The 15,762-nt window shown below is 60.3% G+C and carries 18 protein-coding genes; 12 read left to right on the plus strand and 6 right to left on the minus strand.

Translation table 11 applies throughout. The annotated features are described in order from the left end of the window. Nucleotides 1–33: 33 nt before the first annotated feature. Together G4D79_RS15235 and G4D79_RS15240 are read right to left on the minus strand one after the other, a co-directional pair. Nucleotides 34–945, minus strand: a complete 912-nt coding sequence (locus G4D79_RS15235; RefSeq protein ID WP_099698373.1) for an acetoacetate decarboxylase family protein — start codon at nt 943–945, stop codon at nt 34–36. A gap of 125 nt (nt 946–1,070) precedes the next feature. Then, nucleotides 1,071–2,363, minus strand: a complete 1,293-nt coding sequence (locus G4D79_RS15240) for an NADH:flavin oxidoreductase/NADH oxidase family protein (RefSeq protein ID WP_099698363.1) — start codon at nt 2,361–2,363, stop codon at nt 1,071–1,073. 61 nt (nt 2,364–2,424) lie between these two features. On the opposite strand from G4D79_RS15240, the gene G4D79_RS15245 reads away from it, so the two are divergent. The 7 genes from G4D79_RS15245 to G4D79_RS15275 all read left to right on the plus strand — a co-directional run bounded on the left by G4D79_RS15245 (nt 2,425) and on the right by G4D79_RS15275 (nt 8,932). Continuing rightward, entirely contained in the window at nt 2,425–3,000 is a 576-nt protein-coding gene (locus tag G4D79_RS15245) for a TetR/AcrR family transcriptional regulator (protein WP_058039359.1), read from the plus strand. A gap of 35 nt (nt 3,001–3,035) precedes the next feature. Beyond that, nucleotides 3,036–3,728 (plus strand): type 1 glutamine amidotransferase domain-containing protein, encoded by a 693-nt coding sequence (locus G4D79_RS15250; RefSeq protein WP_099698364.1) that lies wholly within the window; start codon nt 3,036–3,038, stop codon nt 3,726–3,728. A 555-nt stretch (nt 3,729–4,283) separates the two neighbouring features. Further along, nucleotides 4,284–4,559, plus strand: coding sequence for a hypothetical protein (locus tag G4D79_RS15255; RefSeq protein ID WP_235867921.1), 276 nt, complete (start codon nt 4,284–4,286; stop codon nt 4,557–4,559). Nucleotides 4,560–4,783: 224 nt separating this feature from the next. Next, entirely contained in the window at nt 4,784–6,436 is a 1,653-nt protein-coding gene (locus tag G4D79_RS15260) for a sodium:solute symporter family protein (protein WP_180279646.1), read from the plus strand. A 27-nt stretch (nt 6,437–6,463) separates the two neighbouring features. Beyond that, nucleotides 6,464–6,595, plus strand: a complete 132-nt coding sequence (locus tag G4D79_RS15265; protein ID WP_003941363.1) for a putative transporter small subunit — start codon at nt 6,464–6,466, stop codon at nt 6,593–6,595. Between the two features lie 103 nt (nt 6,596–6,698). Then, entirely contained in the window at nt 6,699–7,142 is a 444-nt protein-coding gene (locus tag G4D79_RS15270; RefSeq protein ID WP_020970117.1) for a MarR family winged helix-turn-helix transcriptional regulator, read from the plus strand. Then, entirely contained in the window at nt 7,139–8,932 is a 1,794-nt protein-coding gene (locus tag G4D79_RS15275) for a long-chain fatty acid--CoA ligase (protein WP_099698365.1), read from the plus strand. Before G4D79_RS15270 ends, G4D79_RS15275 begins: the two co-directional genes overlap by 4 nt. On the opposite strand, the gene G4D79_RS15280 is transcribed toward G4D79_RS15275, so the two are convergent. Then, nucleotides 8,929–9,309 carry a helix-turn-helix domain-containing protein gene (locus tag G4D79_RS15280; protein WP_007726046.1) on the minus strand — a complete coding sequence of 127 codons (381 nt, stop codon included), beginning with the start codon at nt 9,307–9,309 and terminating at the stop codon, nt 8,929–8,931. The two genes, G4D79_RS15275 and G4D79_RS15280, sit on opposite strands and share 4 nt — an antisense overlap. A gap of 223 nt (nt 9,310–9,532) precedes the next feature. Between G4D79_RS15280 and G4D79_RS15285 the strand changes: the two genes are divergently transcribed. The 3 genes from G4D79_RS15285 to G4D79_RS15295 all read left to right on the plus strand — a co-directional run bounded on the left by G4D79_RS15285 (nt 9,533) and on the right by G4D79_RS15295 (nt 11,793). Next, on the plus strand, nt 9,533–9,778 hold the full coding sequence (locus G4D79_RS15285) for a hypothetical protein (protein WP_020908376.1): 246 nt from the start codon (nt 9,533–9,535) through the stop codon (nt 9,776–9,778). 105 nt (nt 9,779–9,883) lie between these two features. Continuing rightward, nucleotides 9,884–11,473 carry an FAD-dependent oxidoreductase gene (locus tag G4D79_RS15290; protein ID WP_099698366.1) on the plus strand — a complete coding sequence of 530 codons (1,590 nt, stop codon included), beginning with the start codon at nt 9,884–9,886 and terminating at the stop codon, nt 11,471–11,473. After that, nucleotides 11,470–11,793 (plus strand): ferredoxin family protein, encoded by a 324-nt coding sequence (locus G4D79_RS15295; protein WP_007726052.1) that lies wholly within the window; start codon nt 11,470–11,472, stop codon nt 11,791–11,793. Before G4D79_RS15290 ends, G4D79_RS15295 begins: the two co-directional genes overlap by 4 nt. Here the strand turns inward: G4D79_RS15295 and G4D79_RS15300 are convergent. Beyond that, the gene (locus tag G4D79_RS15300; RefSeq protein WP_003941279.1) at nt 11,783–12,838 is read right to left on the minus strand and encodes a 2,3-butanediol dehydrogenase; all 1,056 of its coding nucleotides are present in this window, start codon (nt 12,836–12,838) and stop codon (nt 11,783–11,785) included. The two genes, G4D79_RS15295 and G4D79_RS15300, sit on opposite strands and share 11 nt — an antisense overlap. A 181-nt stretch (nt 12,839–13,019) precedes the next feature. Between G4D79_RS15300 and G4D79_RS15305 the strand changes: the two genes are divergently transcribed. Both G4D79_RS15305 and G4D79_RS34535 read left to right on the plus strand, forming a co-directional pair. Further along, entirely contained in the window at nt 13,020–13,508 is a 489-nt protein-coding gene (locus G4D79_RS15305; protein WP_180279644.1) for a DUF3558 domain-containing protein, read from the plus strand. A gap of 30 nt (nt 13,509–13,538) precedes the next feature. Continuing rightward, nucleotides 13,539–13,892: a hypothetical protein gene (locus tag G4D79_RS34535; RefSeq protein ID WP_235867922.1), complete on the plus strand. Its 354-nt coding sequence runs from the start codon at nt 13,539–13,541 to the stop codon at nt 13,890–13,892. Between the two features lies 1 nt (nt 13,893). Here the strand turns inward: G4D79_RS34535 and G4D79_RS15315 are convergent, their stop codons facing one another. Both G4D79_RS15315 and G4D79_RS15320 read right to left on the minus strand, forming a co-directional pair. Continuing rightward, the gene (locus tag G4D79_RS15315) at nt 13,894–14,247 is read right to left on the minus strand and encodes a UBP-type zinc finger domain-containing protein (RefSeq protein WP_099698368.1); all 354 of its coding nucleotides are present in this window, start codon (nt 14,245–14,247) and stop codon (nt 13,894–13,896) included. Between the two features lie 70 nt (nt 14,248–14,317). Next, nucleotides 14,318–15,754 (minus strand): ATP-binding protein, encoded by a 1,437-nt coding sequence (locus tag G4D79_RS15320; protein WP_099698369.1) that lies wholly within the window; start codon nt 15,752–15,754, stop codon nt 14,318–14,320. Nucleotides 15,755–15,762: the final 8 nt, after the last annotated feature.

The following is a 15,762-nucleotide window of genomic DNA, read 5'->3' on the forward strand; positions in this document are numbered from 1 at the left end:
TGTACTCCTGAAATGTTCGGTCGATACGAGGTGTCAGCGAACCGAGACCGGGACCGGCATGTGCAGAGCGGCCTGAGCCGAGGTGGTGGCATCGAATCTGATCGTGCGGATGGGCCGGAGTGCGCGTAGGTCGTCGGACATCCTGCCCTCGCCGAGAGTCAGATCGAATCCGCGAGGAAACAACGATGTTCCGCTGGCGAGGACGTTGGTTTGGTTGAGGGTCGAGTGCCAGGATCCGTCTCGCTTCGTGTACGAGGTGAGGGTGGAGACGTTCGTGCCCGTTTCGAACGCCTTCTGCTCCGGGGTGGGGGCGGAGAAGGCGATGTCGACGCCGCCGTCCGCGTTGGCGATGCGGGCCGTGGTGCGTGCCTGGTCGATGCCGACATCGAGATCGGTGACCCACTTGGGGAACCCGTACCCGTCATGGCCGCGCATCTGGGCGATGTCGGTGTTGACCGGAAGTGAGAGCACATAAGAGTGCAGGTGATCGTCACCGAGGGCGGCAACCAGATCGGCAGCGGCCGTGGTAAGTCCGCCGTGGCGCGCCGGGCGAACCGCCACACCCACAGCCGCCTCGGTGTAGAAATCGATGTCGCACACGTCGTAGCGGAACGCCATCACTGACACCAGCCCGAACCCGGGTGCGATTTCCAGCGGCGCCAGCTCCTCTGGGATCCGCTTACGGATCGCCCTGCTCGGGGCCACCATGGTCAAACGCGCGGAGGACATCGCGTAGTAGAAGTTCGGCGTCCTTGTCGTGCCGATCGGCGATTGGACCTGCGTTTTCGGAAGCGTGCGGAAGAAGTCGACACTCGGGACCCGCGGGTCGGCGGCGACCTTGTCGAGCGGCACATCCATCCGGTAGCGGTCGAACAGGCCGTCCTTCGGGATTTCGACGGTCCGGCCGCCCAGATCGACCTTGACGGTTGTCGCTGTGTTCGTCATTTTCATGCTTCCGTTCGTTCTGTCGGCCATTCAATGTTTACACTGCTTACATCAGGCTAAGGGTGAATGTAAGCACTGTCAACACTGTCTGGGTTCGCCGCCGAAATGACGGGAAACTGTCCGCATTACCCGATCGAGGGGGTGCGGTGCTGTAGCCAGCGGCGATACCGCCGGAGCGCGCGGCGCTGCAGCAGCTGCTCTTTCAATAGTGCGACCACAGGACTGGCCGTCGGCCGCGTGGACTTGCCTCGGCCTAATCGTCGAAGCTGCTGTCGCACGCGAGCCATGCTCGCCGCCGACGCTATGGCCTTGTCCTTGATGGTCACCGGGGCTAATTCGACGGAGGCTGCGGCATCGAGGCGCCACCGATTCGGCAGATCGGGATCGATCGCCAACGCACTGCCTATGCCGACCAAATCCACACCGCTCGCCAGGACCTGCTCGGCAACAGGTCGCCGAACCACACCGCCGGTCAACATCAACGGCACCGGGCTGGCCTCGGCCAGTTCCTCTGCAAGAGTCAGAAAGTAGGCCTCCCGAGCGAGGGTGCGATCGTCCGGGCCTTGGCCGGTCATGGCCGGTGCTTCGTAGCTCCCTCCGGACAGTTCGACGACGTCGACACCGAGTGGTGCGAGCATGGCGATCACTTGCGCTGCGTCGTCGGAGTCGAATCCTCCGCGCTGGAAATCCGCGGAATTGAGTTTGACGGCAACCGTGAACGTCGGGTCGACAACCCTGCGCACTGTGCGGACGATGTCGAGAAGCAATCGCGCTCGGTTCTCTAGGGTGCCGCCCCATTCGTCGGTGCGCTGATTGACCAACGGAGAGAGAAACTGCGAGAGCAGATAGCCGTGTGCGGCATGGATTTCCACGCCGTCGAAACCAGCTTCCTCTGCGCGACGTGCTGTTGTTGCGAAACGGTTGACGGTGTCGTTGATCTGGACGGCGGTCATGGCCTGGGGATGCGCAAATCGCTTGCTGTTCTTGCCGAGTTCGACGCGAGTGGCCGACGGGCCCCATGCGACACCGGGCATGTCGGCTTGAATCTGCCGACCGGGGTGATTGATCTGCATCCACACTTTCGCACCTCTGCCCTGTGCGGCATCCGCCCACTCGCGGAACGGCTCGATCGGGGATTGTGCGTCGAGAACGACGCCGGCCGGCCCGGTCAGCGCCTCCGCGTGAACCATGACGTTGCCGGTGATGATCGTTCCCACCCCTCCTCGGCTCCAGCGGTGGTACAGCTCGAACAGCTCTTTGCCGGGGAGCTGTCCAGCTACGGCCATGTTCTCCTCCATGGCTGCCTTGACCATCCGGTTGGGGAGTGTCGCCCCACTGGGAAGAGTGAATGGGGCGAAGGCCGGAGAGACTGTGCTGTCAGTCTCCAACTTGTCGGGTGCAGGGTCGGTGAATGGCATCGGCGCTCCTGAATGAGGTATGTTTACATTGCTCACATGAGCGTAGAAAGGAAAGTTAACGGTGTCAACATCTGTCAAGGGTGGCTACCATCACGGTGATCTGAAGGCCTCGCTGCTGGCGTCGGCGATGCGCATGCTCGAGGCGGGTGAGCCGTTTTCGATGCGCGCGATCGCGCGCGAGGTCGGTGTGTCGGCGACTGCGCCGTACCGACATTTCGCTGATCGTGAAGCACTCGAATCTGCTCTCGCCGCGCAAGGATTGCGCGATCTGAAAGCGGACCTGACAGACGGCCGCGAGCTACCGTCGACGTCGGCAGATCTTGCCGAATTCGCAGTCGCCTACGTCGAGTTCGCGCTGCGGCGACCGGCGCTCTTCCGGTTGATGTTCGGCAACGAGTGCGACACGGGTAACGACGAGCGCGTGCAAGCGGCTGGAGAGATTCATCTGCTGATGCAGATGGGGATGACGCTTGTCTTTCCTGATGCAGATTCCGAGGCGTTGGCATCGGCGGCATGGGCATTGGCGCACGGTTTGGCTTGTCTGCATCTCGACGGCAAAATGTCGACGGCCACGGCCGGTGAGGCTGCAGATCGGGTGCGAGCAGCTTTTGCTGCGATTCTGGCGGTACAAGGGTGAGATCCACTGACCAAAGCGATCGAGAGAAGAGTTCGATGACCAAGCGAATCTTGAACGTAGTCACCAACGTCGGCCACTACGACGATCCGTCTCATAAGACCGGGTTGTGGCTGTCCGAGCTCAGCCATGCCTGGCAGGTTTTCGACGACCACGGTTTCGAGCAGACTTTAGTCAGCCCCGAGGGCGGAGCGGTGCCCTTGGAACCGCGATCGCTCAAGTTCCCGAACTACGACAAGAGCGCAAAGGCATGGCGGTCCGACCCTGCTCGGATGGCGCTACTCGACTCCACCGCCAGCCCCGAACAGGTCGACTCCGCTGACTACGATGCGATCTTCTTCACCGGCGGGCATGCAGTCATGTACGACTTTCCCGGTAGCGAAGGTCTGCAACGCATCACCCGGGAAATCTTCGAACGCGGCGGGATCGTGTCGTCGGTGTGCCACGGGTACTGCGGACTTCTCGACACCACACTGTCCGACGGCAGCTACCTCATCGCCGGCCGCAAACTCACCGGATTCGCCTGGCGCGAGGAAAAACTCGCCCGCGTCGACAAACTCGTACCCTACAACGCCGAGGAAAAAGCCAAAGCGCGTGGTGCACTGTACGAAAAGGCGAAACTGCCCTTCGTGTCCTACGCAGTCGTCGACGGAAACCTCGTCACCGGCCAGAACCCAGGATCCGTAAAGGAAACCGCAGAGAAAATTGCAGACCTCCTGCTGAAGGCCTAGCGGAGCTCTCGATGGCGACCGTCCTGGACCGAACGGAGGGGCGTCGAGATTGTGTGCTCAACGCCGATGGCGACTAGCTGCCCAGCCCGGCGTGCACGGTCTCGGTTGCGGCGCTGCCAAATTGCCCTAACTGACAGGTTCATGTCGATTCATTCGAGAAGAGCCAAACTGTTGTAGCTCAGCAGAAAACCATCCGAAATATTTCACCGATAACTTATAATATGTCGGTCTAGAGACGAAAGTTTTTGCACGGCAACTAAGTACGTAGCCAGTAAACGTACACCGTCAGTATCGAGTGGCAGCGTCGCTACCAGAGTGAGAGCGGACGTCCTGCAGCCTCGGCCGCAGCGATGCGCTCTTCGACCGTGTCGACGTCCAAGTTCTGTTCGATCCCGATACGGATCGCGGCAGCGATGGCACGAGTGCGACCCGCGGGTCCTCGAACGTCGGCGAGTGGGCTGGCGATGTTGCGTCGCCGGAGCTCGTGTTCACGCCTGCCCGGCGGCCGGCCACCTTCGGTGTCCCCCGAAACGAACTCCGCTGCGCTGCGTCCTGATGAAGAACATCTTTATTGTTCTCCTTCTGGCCTTCCGATTCTTGTCGGCGGTGACCTGCGCGCAACCCCTGGCGGCGCAAGCGCCGGCCGATGGCTCCGAGAAATTTTCGTCACTCGCACGCTCCCGCCGAAATTTTCTCGGCCCAGGGGTGGCACTCCGGCCCCCTCATGCCGACGCGATTCTCCTTTGCCAGCAGGCGAAAAAATTCGGGTGGGAAATTATCGGAGTTTTGTTCGAAATTGCCATCATGCTATGGTCGATTCTCAGTTGTTGAATTGCGTGGTCGAGCCAAAAGCTTGCGCAGAAGAATTATTTTGTGGAGGTTGGGTTTCCGAAAAGACGAAGTGCGTGTTGCTAGTCAATTGAATATGTGACCGGTGTTGGTATGACGGTCGCTCCTAGGGCGTGCAGAAACGAAGCGCAAAGCTCCTGAACAGGGGTTTTGTGCTTTGTTCTGCCGATTATGTGCGAAGGATGTGGCATGTGACGGGGTCCGACATGGTCCAGTTCAGTACCTTGGTAATTGTTTCACTGCTTGTTGCTTTTTATGGTGGAACATTTCTGATTTCTCTTCGTATCGGAAAGAAGCAGGAAAATGCCGACGGTTTTATGACCGCCGGAAATAAGTTAGGATTTGGTGTTTCGGCCGCGAGTATGACGGCCACCTGGATTTGGGCGTCGTCGATGTATGCATCTGCCACTTCTGGTTACACCTATGGAATCTCTGGCCCCATTCACTACGGTTTATGGGGTGCGTTGATGATTCTCTTCATTTATCCGTTTGGCCAGCGAATTCGCAAAGTAGCGCCGAAAGCCCACACCCTGGCTGAGGTCATGTACGCGCGGCACGGACGCTCGAGTCAGCTGATGCTCGCGGGCTCCAATATCGTCGGCAGTCTCATCAGTTTGATGTCGAACTTCCTCGCTGGTGGTCTGCTGATCGCGTTGCTTTCGCCGTTCAACTTCATCCAGGGTGTGTTCATCGTTGCGCTGGGCGTTTTGCTGTACACGTTGTGGTCGGGCTTCCGCGCTTCGGTGTTGACCGACTTCGTTCAGCTGATCGGAATGCTCGGTGCGGTAGCGGTTTTGGTGCCGTTCATCTTCTTTGCGGCAGGGTTCCCGGCAGCCTTCGAATCCGGGGCAGTCAACCTTACTGCTGAGCACGGCAACTTCTTCTCGAGCGTTGCCTTCTTCGAGCAGGGCGCGCCGTACATCGCGGCAGTACTTGCCTACGCAATCGGCAACCAGACCATTGCCCAACGTCTGTTCGCGGTCCGCGAAGACCTGATCAAGCCCACCTTCATCACCGCAACCGTCGGATACGGCGCAACGGTCATTGGTGTCGGAATGCTGGGTGTTCTTGCGCTGTACCTCGGAATCGAGCCGATGGATGGTGACGTCAACAATCTGATTCCGCAGATGGCCGCGTCGTACCTGCCCGGAATTTTGCTGGCTGTCTTCTTTGTCATGATCATCGGCGCGCTGTCATCGACGGCGGACTCGGACCTTGCTGCGCTCTCGTCCATCGTGATGACCGACGTTTACGGCCAAGCCGTCGCAGGCAAGGCTGATGCGAACCCTCGACGGATGCTGCTCATCGGCCGAGTAACGATGATTGTTGCCACGGCGGCGGCTATCTCCTTGGCAAGTCTGCAATTGAGCATTCTGGATCTGTTGGTGTTCGTCGGCGCGCTGTGGGGCGCTTTGGTGTTCCCGGTTATTGCGAGCTTCTACTGGGGCAAGGTCACCAACAAAGCCTTCACTGTGTCGGTGCTGGTGGCTCTTGCTGCCTTCTTGCCCGTCCGATTCAGTTGGGTGCCGATGGATGGGATGTTCGGGATACTCTCCGACATCGTCGCCGTTGTCGGTATCGGAGTGGTGCTGGGGCTCATGACATTTGGATTCTTCGGTCTGAAGGTTGCGCAGATCGTCGGTGGCCTGGCGATCGTGCTGTCCGCGCCGTTCGCGATCGGCTTCCTGCACGACTACCCAACGCTCAGCGGATCTTTGGTGGCCTATGCCGTCAGTACCGTCATGTGTTTTGCGATGTCCGTCAATCAGCGTGAGACGTTCGATTTCGAACTGATCAAGCAGCGGACGGGAGACTTCGACGATGACGAGCTTCCTGCCGTGGGAGCGTCCGGAAAGTAACCGTCGAGACAAGTGGAAGGAATACGAATGAGTACAGCTCTACTGACCATTTATGTTCTGATCTGGCCGGCGTTGGTCTTGGTCGTGCTGGGAGTCATCAGCAAGGGATTCTTCAAGGATTGGGCAACTGCTCGCCGCAACGGTGAGGATCTGGTCTAACTTTTCACGCCGCCACCGACGGACTTCTTGTCGGTGGCGGCGGTCATATTGCAATCGGGACTGGGGGCAGCGTTATAGTTGCCCAGTGCAACACGACGGAGCAATGGCGCTCACCGGTCCACCAGCGGTTCATGACGAGCTGGTGCACCTGACGCGGCAGTTGATGACGGGGGATCGGCATTCCGATGACCACCCGTCGATCGCCCAGCATTCGTTCCTCTCCTTCATCGGCCGCAATGACGGATGCAAGGCCACGGAGATCTCCGAAGTCTTCGGCGTCAACCGCTCGACCATCTCGCGCCAAGTGCGCGGGTGCATCGAGGCTGGCTGGGTGTATGCCGATCCGGGATCCGTTCGTCAGGGCAATCCGCTGCATCTCACGGCGGCTGGCCGCAAATACCTCGACGCCGCCGACGCGCGTCGGCTCGACCAAGTCGCCGGCAGGCTGCACGATTGGACCGAGTCCGAGGTCGCAGACTTCGCCCGCGCACTCCACCGCTTCAGAATCAGCATCGAATCGCAGACCAACGGAGATGACACCCTGTGAGTGAGTACAGCGCCAAAGCCCAGTTCACCATCTCCGACAATGAGTCTGTGGTGCACACCGTCTTCACTCACGCCGAGCGCACGCCAGATCTGACGGTGTTCTCCCGACCCAAGGGCGAGGGTTGGGTAGATGTAACGGCTAAAGAGTTCGCCGAGCAGGTCACCGGCGTCGCAAACGGGCTCATCGCCGCTGGCGTGCAGGCAGGCGACCGCGTCGCACTCCTCTCTGCGACCCGATACGAGTGGACGCTGTTCGACTTCGCCATCTGGGCCGCCGGCGCGGCTACCGTTCCGATCTACGACTCGTCGTCTCAGGGGCAGGTCAGCTGGATCCTCGAAGACTCCGAGGCCGTCATCGCGATCGTCGAAACCGGCGCGCACGAGCAGCTGTTTCAGGACGCGCCAAGCACGCTCAAAGCCGTCATGCAGATCGACGACGGCGCTGTGGAGAAGTTGACCGCACAGGGTGCCGACGTTGACGACACCGAGCTGAAGAAGCGGCTCGCGGGCATCAAGGCCGACGATCTTGCGTCACTCGTCTACACCTCCGGCACGACAGGCCGTCCCAAGGGATGCATCCTCACGCACCGCAACTTCCTGTCCGAGGTGCGCGGGATTCTCACTGCATCGATCGGCGAGGTGGCGGTTCCGGGAAACCGAGTCCTGACCTTCCTGCCGCTCGCTCACGTACTGGCTCGCGCGGTGTCCCTCGCGACGTTCGAAGCTGGTGCTTCGCAGGCACACTGGTCCGACTTTGCCACCATTACAACTCAATTCGAGCGGTACAAGCCCAACACCATCCTCGGTGTTCCGCGTGTATTCGAAAAAGTTCGTGACGGCGCAGCACGCAAGGCGGAGTCCGGTGGAAAGATTCCCGGCGCGATCTTCGCCTTCGCAGAAGCCACTGCCAAGGAGTACAGCCAAGCCCTCGACAAGGGCGGTCCCTCGCTGATCTTGAAGGCGAAGCACGCAGTGGCGGACAAGCTCGTGTACTCGAAGCTTCGTGAGGCTCTCGGCGGCGAATGCTGGTTCGCGATCTCCGGCGGCGGCGCGCTCACTCCTGAACTGGGGCACTTCTTCCGTGGGCTCGGAGTTCCGATCTACGAGGGCTACGGTCTCACCGAAACTACTGCGGCGCACTGCGTCAACGTCCCAGGTGCTCAGAGGATCGGAACCGTCGGACAGCCCATGGGCGGCAACGGGGTTCGCATCGCCGAGGACGGCGAGATCGAACTCAACGGCGGGGTTGTCTTCAAGGGCTACTGGAAGAACGACAAGGCCACCGAAGAGACGTTCGTCAACGGCTGGATGCGCACCGGGGATCTCGGTGAACTCGACAGCGACGGTTACCTTTCCATCACCGGTCGCAAGAAGGATCTTCTGGTGACGGCGGGTGGCAAGAACGTCTCGCCCGGTCCGATGGAAGACCGTATCCGTTCGCATTCCATCGTCTCGCAGGCAGTCGTCGTCGGCGACGGGAAGACCTACATCACGGCGTTGCTGACCGTCGACCCCGAGGTGTTCGAGAAGTGGAAGGTGGAGAACGGCAAGCCTTCTGGTGCCACCGTCGCCGAACTACGTGACGACAAGGACCTTCGAGCGGAGCTGCAGAAGGCCGTCGACGACGCCAATGCCGCTGTCTCACATGCAGAGTCGATCAAGAAGTTCGTCATTCTCGATCGCGATCTGACCGAGGAAGACGGTGAGATGACAGCGACGCTCAAGATCAAGCGCAATGTCGTCGTCGATCGGTTCTCGAAAGAGATCGAAGGAATGTACGCGAAGAGCTAGGCGCGTTTGGGGAACTGCTCGCGGTAAGCCATCACGTCGTCGAGGCGGAACCTGCGGTGGGTGCCGCGTAGTTCGATCGGGAGTTTCCCGGCGTCGGCGAGTTTGCGCACATACGTGTCCGAAACGCCGAGGATCTCTGCTGCCTGCGAGGTGGTGAGGAGCTCTGCGACTGGCCCGAGGGCGACGCTGTCCCCGGCAGCGAGGTAGGTCAGGAGCTGCACGACGGCGTCGCCGACCGACGGTGGAATCTCGATCCGGACGCCGTCGAACACCAGCGTGGTCGTGTCCGTCGAGGTTGCGGCTCTCTGGGTCAGGGCCGTTTTGATTCGCTCGGCAGCATCGCCGTCGACTGCGGAAACGATGTGGTCGATGCTCACGCGGTATATCTCCGATCGAAGGCAGTGTTTCGCAAGCATAGACAGCGACAGTGTCCGTCGGCACGCTGGCTAGCGCCGTGTGCGTTGCATTACATGAGTGCCGTGAGTGGAAAACTATTTACCCACGTAGATCGGAATTCGAAGGTTTTGGCGCCCAAAGATATTCGACTCGACGCATATGTAACTCACCAAATTTGGTGTACCCGCAAGTAACATCCTGAGCGTGGCTAGACGATCGGTAACGGTGAGATTCGACGTAGAGGAACTGAGGGCCCTAGAGACCCTCCAAGAGCTCACGGGCGCGGACATTTCCAGCGTCATTCGTGAAGCTGTGATCGAGCATGCTCGTCGATGTGTTGCACAGGGAAAGCCCCGCGACATCGCCGAGCGACGCAAATCGCTGACCTTGCAGGAAGCCTTCGCCAAGTACTCCGCGTTGTGCACCGACGAGGAGCGGGAAGCGTCGTAGCGACCGGTTGAGTTCACAGTGATTCTGACTGTGGCGCTGGGTAGTTCGTCCGAGGAATATTACGGCAACAGAAGTGTTGCGTAGACCTCTGACAGGAGCTGGCCAGTGACGGACGTCCTCGAACTCTCCACCGATGTATTGGTGATCGGTGGTGGCCCCGCCGGCGCATGGGCAGCGTTGCGCGCGGCCAAGGCCGGTGCAGATGTCGTCCTGGTCGACAAGGGCTACTGCGGAACGAGCGGCGCAACGGCCCCCTCCGGAACGGGTGTTTGGTACGTCGAACCGGATACGACTGCACGTGAGCGGGCAAAGGCCGGACGCGAGGCGCTCGGCGGATATCTTGCCGACCACCACTGGATGGACCGCGTCCTCGCGCAGACCTACTCCAACATGGATCTCCTCGCGGTGGAGGGCAGATATCCCTTCCCCGTCGACACCAGCACGGGCAAGCAGATACGCACCGGCTTGCAGGGGCCTGAGTACATGCGACGGATGCGCACCTGGATTCGTCGAGCCGGTGTGCGGATCCTCGATCATTCGCCGGCGCTGGAGCTGTTGGTGGACGGCGAAGGACGAGTTCGCGGAGCTGCGGGCTACCAACGCCACGAACACCAGGACTACCGAGTCTCGGCAGGCGCGGTAGTGGTCGCCAGCGGAGGTTGTGCGTTTCTGTCCGGTGCGTTGGGTACCAACGTCGATACCGGTGACGGTGCATTGATGGCAGCGGAAGTCGGAGCCGAGTTCTCCGGGATGGAGTTCTCGAACGCGTACGGAATCGCAGCGGCCGGATCGACGATCACCAAGACGGCTTACTACGCGTACGCGACGTTCTTCCATGCAGACGGAAGAGTGCTCGAAGGGGCCGGTTCGGCGAAGGGGAGGTCCGTCATCGCCAGCACGTTGCGTAACGAGCCCGTTTTCGCGCAGATCGATCGGGCCGACGCCGAGGTGCAGCGTCGAATGAGGCTGGGACAGCCCAACTTCTTCCTGCAATTCGATCGCCGCGGAATCGATCCCTTCACCGACAAATTCGAGGTCGGCATGCTCGCTGAAGGCACGGTGCGCGGCACTGGGGGAATCAACGTCGTCGACGACGATTGCGCGTCATCCGTTCCAGGACTGTTTGCCGCCGGGGACGCTGCAACCCGAGAGCGAATCTGCGGAGGGTTTACCGGCGGGGGAAGTCACAACGCAGCTTGGGCGATGTCTTCTGGTTCATGGGCGGGAACCGGTGCTGCGCGCTATGCGCTGTCGGTCGGACGCGGGGCTACCAGTGGTCTACGCGGAGCCGGAACCGTCGGATTGCGTAATCCGGTACGTACCGGGTTTACTGCCGACGATGTGGTGAAAGCTGCTCAGGCGCAGCTGATTCCCTTCGACAAGAACTACCTCCGCAGCGGTGATCGAGTATCGGCAGCGCTTGGTGAGCTCGAATCGCTCTGGGGTGCAGTGAGTGCGGATCTGGGCGCGGACCCAGCAGGTCGGATGGCGGCGCGGCAGGCTGCCGCAATCACGGCCGTCGGTCGCTGGATGTATCACTCGACGCTGGCGCGGACCGAGACTCGGGGAATGAGCAAGCGGGACGATTATCCTGAACTCGATGTGACGCAGCACCATCACGTTCTTACCGGCGGTTTGGATGCGGTGTGGACCCGAACTTCTGAATCTGCCGGGTCTGCACTGGTGGCGTCATGATCGAGCTGGTTTCTGCGCCTGACTGCATCGGCTGCGACAAGTGCGTAGACGTCTGTCCCACAGATGTTTTCGACCGGACGCCCTCGGGCGTCCCGGTGATTGCGCGCCAATCGGATTGCCAGACCTGCTTTATGTGTGAGGCCTATTGCCCGACGGATGCGCTGTATGTGCATCCGCAATCCACACCGTTGGAAACGGCCGATGTGATCGAGGACGATCACATCGGCCGCTACCGAGAGAAGATCGGATGGGGCAAGGGGCGGGCACCTGGGTCGCTGACTGCGGTGGGCCCGGAGGTGCCCCGTCCGGTCACGACCTGACGAGAATCTTGACTGCAGTGTCGTTGTGCTCGATCAGAGTGGTGAATCCTTCGGAGATCAATTCTTCGAGCTGAATACGACCGGTGATGAATGGCGCCAGATCGACGACACCGTCCTGGACCATCTTGATGACCGCTTCATGGTCGCGTACGTACGCGATGGTTCCGCGTAGGTCGATTTCCTTGAGGACCAGCTTCTGCATGTCGATGGTCGCGGGTTTGCCCCAAATCGACACGTTGACAACAACTCCAGCAGGCCTGACCGTGTCGAGCATGGTGTCGAGGACCGCGTTGACGCCTGCGCATTCGAAGCCGATGTCTGCGCCGATGCCTCCGCTGAGTTCGAGGACGCGCGCTTTGACGTCTTCGGTGGTGGGATCGATGACGTAGTCGGCCACGCCACTGGAGAGGGCCTTGGCCTTGCGGGCTTCGCTGAGTTCAGTGACGATCGTCGTGACACCCAGACCCTTGAGGACTGCCGCAACGAGGAGTCCGATTGGTCCGGCTCCGCCCACGATGGCGACGTTGCCGCTTTCGGCTCCACTGCGTACGACTGCGTGATGGGCGACGCTCAACGGTTCGATGAGAGCTGCCTCGTCGAGCGGGATGTTGCCGATCTTGTGGATCCAGCGACGGTCGACGACTACCTTCTCGCTGAGCCCGCCACCTCCGCCAGCCAAGCCGATGAACCCCATCTTCGTACACAGGTGGTAGTTGCCCGCCTTGCACGGGGCGCACTCGTTGCAGACGAAGTACGGCTCGACGACAACATTTTCACCGACCTCGACGTCCGTGACACCTTCGCCGACCTCTTCGACGGTGCCGGAGAACTCGTGGCCCATCGTGACCGGCGCATTCTCGTGTGAGAGTGGATGCGGGTGTCCGGGTGCGGAGATGAAGATCGGTCCCTCGAGGTACTCGTGGAGATCGGTGCCGCAGATTCCGCACCATGCGACCTTCAGCTTGACTGTTCCTGGCCGCAATTCGGGCTCAGGGATCTCTTCGATCCGGATGTCTTTCTGCCCGTGGAACCGTGCTGCCTTCATTGATCCGCACCTCACTTCGTTGTGAATCCCCTGGTAGATCGACGTTAGGCCGATTGTTGGCGTGGGTGAAGGGTTGCAACGGAATGCAATGGGGTGGAACCGATCGGTCCTGGGGAGCGTCCAATACTGTGAGCGGGCCGCGAATGAGGGGAGTGCTGTGGGAGTGAGGGGTGCAGTGGTCTTGGTCGCGGCCGCGCTGTTGGTTGGGGGTTGTTCCTCGACGGTCGAGGGGCACGCAGTACGAGCCGACGAGGCTGTTGGGCTATTTGACCCTTGTAGCGGCATTAGCGACAGCGCCTTGCGGTATGTCGGCGTTGATCCGGCGACTGAGGAACGCGGGATTCTTGGAGTTCAGATTCCACGATTTGAAATCTGCTCATGGGATGGGACGGGAATTTCGCTGAGCGTCTGGTCAACAGACCACACTCTCGACGAAGTCGAAGCGAACACCAACAATGCCGATGTAAGGGCTGCGAATGTTCATGGCGGCCCTGCTATCAAGTTCGGGCAGCGTGACGATGCGACCGGACAGATTTGCTCAGTAGCTTGGACGACCAATCAGGGGGTGCTGATCGTTCGGATCGCCCCAGATTTCGGTGAGACGCCGATCGACCCGTGTGGCCTCGCGTCGACGATTACCGACAAACTCTTCCCGGAGCTCCCCAGATGAATCGCTCGCTTGATGAAGGTGGTGCTACGCATGAGTTCAAATGAGGACTCCGGGGCCGAGGTTTCGTTCTCGCTGGATCCGGACACGGCGCGATTGCTAGTTACGGCATGCGGCGAATACCAAATGACGTTGGAGCATTTGTCTGTTGCTGCTGCGAAACTGAGTTGGGTTGGTGGTTTAGGGACGCTCGCATCAGGTCGAGCGCTTCAGACGAAGTTCGAGGAGAAGGCCGTCGGTGGCCACGATGCGCTCGTCGATGTGTTGGCGAGTCATATCGCGGTCGTGGAGGCGATGCAGGCTCAGTTTCAAGCCTGCATCGACAACGCATTGGATCAGGAGTCGTCGAACGTCTCGACTTTGAGGTCGATCGACCAACCGAACTGAGTCAGTGGATGTGTTGCTGCCAATCGGCTGGGACACGACCCTTAGGTCCCGGCGTCGGCTGATCTACGGGATGTGAAGTGGGCGCGGCCAATTCTGGTCCATCGTATGCCTCGTTGGTTTCGAAGCTCCAGAACCAATCCTCACCGGGTTCGTAGCTCTGCATGAACGGATGCTTTGTCGAGGCCGCATGCTTGCTCGCGTGCTGTGACGGTGAGGAGTCGCAACACCCCACGTGACCGCATTGCGCGCATCGACGCAGGTGGACCCACCAACCGCCGCTCGCATCGCATTCAACGCATCCCACGCCACTAGGCGGCACGCTCGGATCGATCCCCGCTGGAAGTCCGTCGGTCATGGTCCACCCTCTCGCTGACTGAAGTCGGTCATTTCATCGTGCGCTTTGCCTACCGGCCGTGCAAGGGCGACTAGTCGTCGCGCGTATCCCGCGGTGGGCCCGCGATTGGCAACAAAACTCTGAACCGGGTGTTACCGGGCTCCGACGTGACCCGCAGCTCACCACGATGCTTGCCGACCACAATTCGCCATGAAATATCAAGGCCGAGACCGGTTCCCTCACCGACAGGCTTAGTCGTGAAGAAGGGTTCGAAGATCCTGTCGATGACGTCATCGGGAATCCCGGCGCCGGTGTCGCAGATCTCGATGCACACGCGGTCGCCATCGCGGCTTGTCCGAACGGCGAGTGTTCCCGATCCGTCCATGGCAGACACCGCATTGTCGATCAGGTTGGTCCACACCTGATTGAGTTCGGCGGCGTAGGCGTCGATCGGAGGCAACGCAAGGTCGTACTCCTTGACGACTTCGATTCCGCTTCCGATCTTTTGCCCCAACATGATCAACGTGCTGTCGAGCAATTCGTGGACATCGATGGTCTGGAAGGGTGCGCGGTCCATCTGAGAATACTGTTTGGCTGCACCGACGAGAGTCGAAATCCTCGTTGTGGAGTCGGCGATCTCGTTCATCAGGAGTTCGGATTCGATGGTGTAATTCAGCCAGCGAATTGCGCCTTCGAGTACGGACTCGTCAACGGCTGCAGCAACATTCTCGAGCCAAGCGGTGTCGAGACCAGCCTGCACGAAGGTCGGAGCCAGATCCCAACCCTCTCGAATCGAATGATCCTCGAACCATTCACCCAACGAATCCTCTCGATCCGAGGCTTCGAGGGGAGTGAGCGTCGGCGCCTTGGCGACAACCTCTGCAACTTCCTCTTGAAGTCGCATGAGAGTGACGAGGGCATCGCGGTCGTAGGTGCCCGATGCAACCATCCCCAGTTTGTGGCGCATGCCTGCGACACGCTCGCGCAAAGACGCGGTCGCTCGAACCGCTGCGGCTGCAGGGTTATTGAGCTCGTGAGTCAACCCGGCCGACAGTGATCCGAGTGCAAGGAGTCGCTCTCGCTGATCGATGATTTGCTGAGTGTTCTTCTTGCCGAAGAAAACACCTTCGAGTAGATGAACCGCCATTGGAAACCACTCGCGCATCGCGTTGCCGAACTTGTCGGCGTCCAGGACGAAAAACGTCGAAGGAGTCGTCACTCGCATCGACCCCGCGTAGACCTGCGGTACACGATCGCCGAGATACGCCGTCCAGCCTCCCGAGTAGACGCCGCGCTGGGTGGTCCTGTTGATCTCGATGTCTTCGCCGCCCGACAGCTTGGACAGCACCACCTCGCCCTCGATGAGGACGTAGAAGCAGGTGGCAGGCTCACCTTCGAGGTAGACCTGACCTCGATCGATCTCGGTGATATGGCCTGCCTGGCAGAGTGATTCGAGCTGATCGTCGGTGAGCTTCTCGAACAGGAACAGGGTGCGAAGCAAGTCTGGGCTGCATTCAGGAATGGACATCGAATCTC

Origin of the sequence: Rhodococcus sp. WY5, from assembly GCF_018588185.1 — a bacterium.
In the GTDB taxonomy this organism is placed as follows: Bacteria; Actinomycetota; Actinomycetes; order Mycobacteriales; family Mycobacteriaceae; genus Rhodococcus_F; species Rhodococcus_F qingshengii.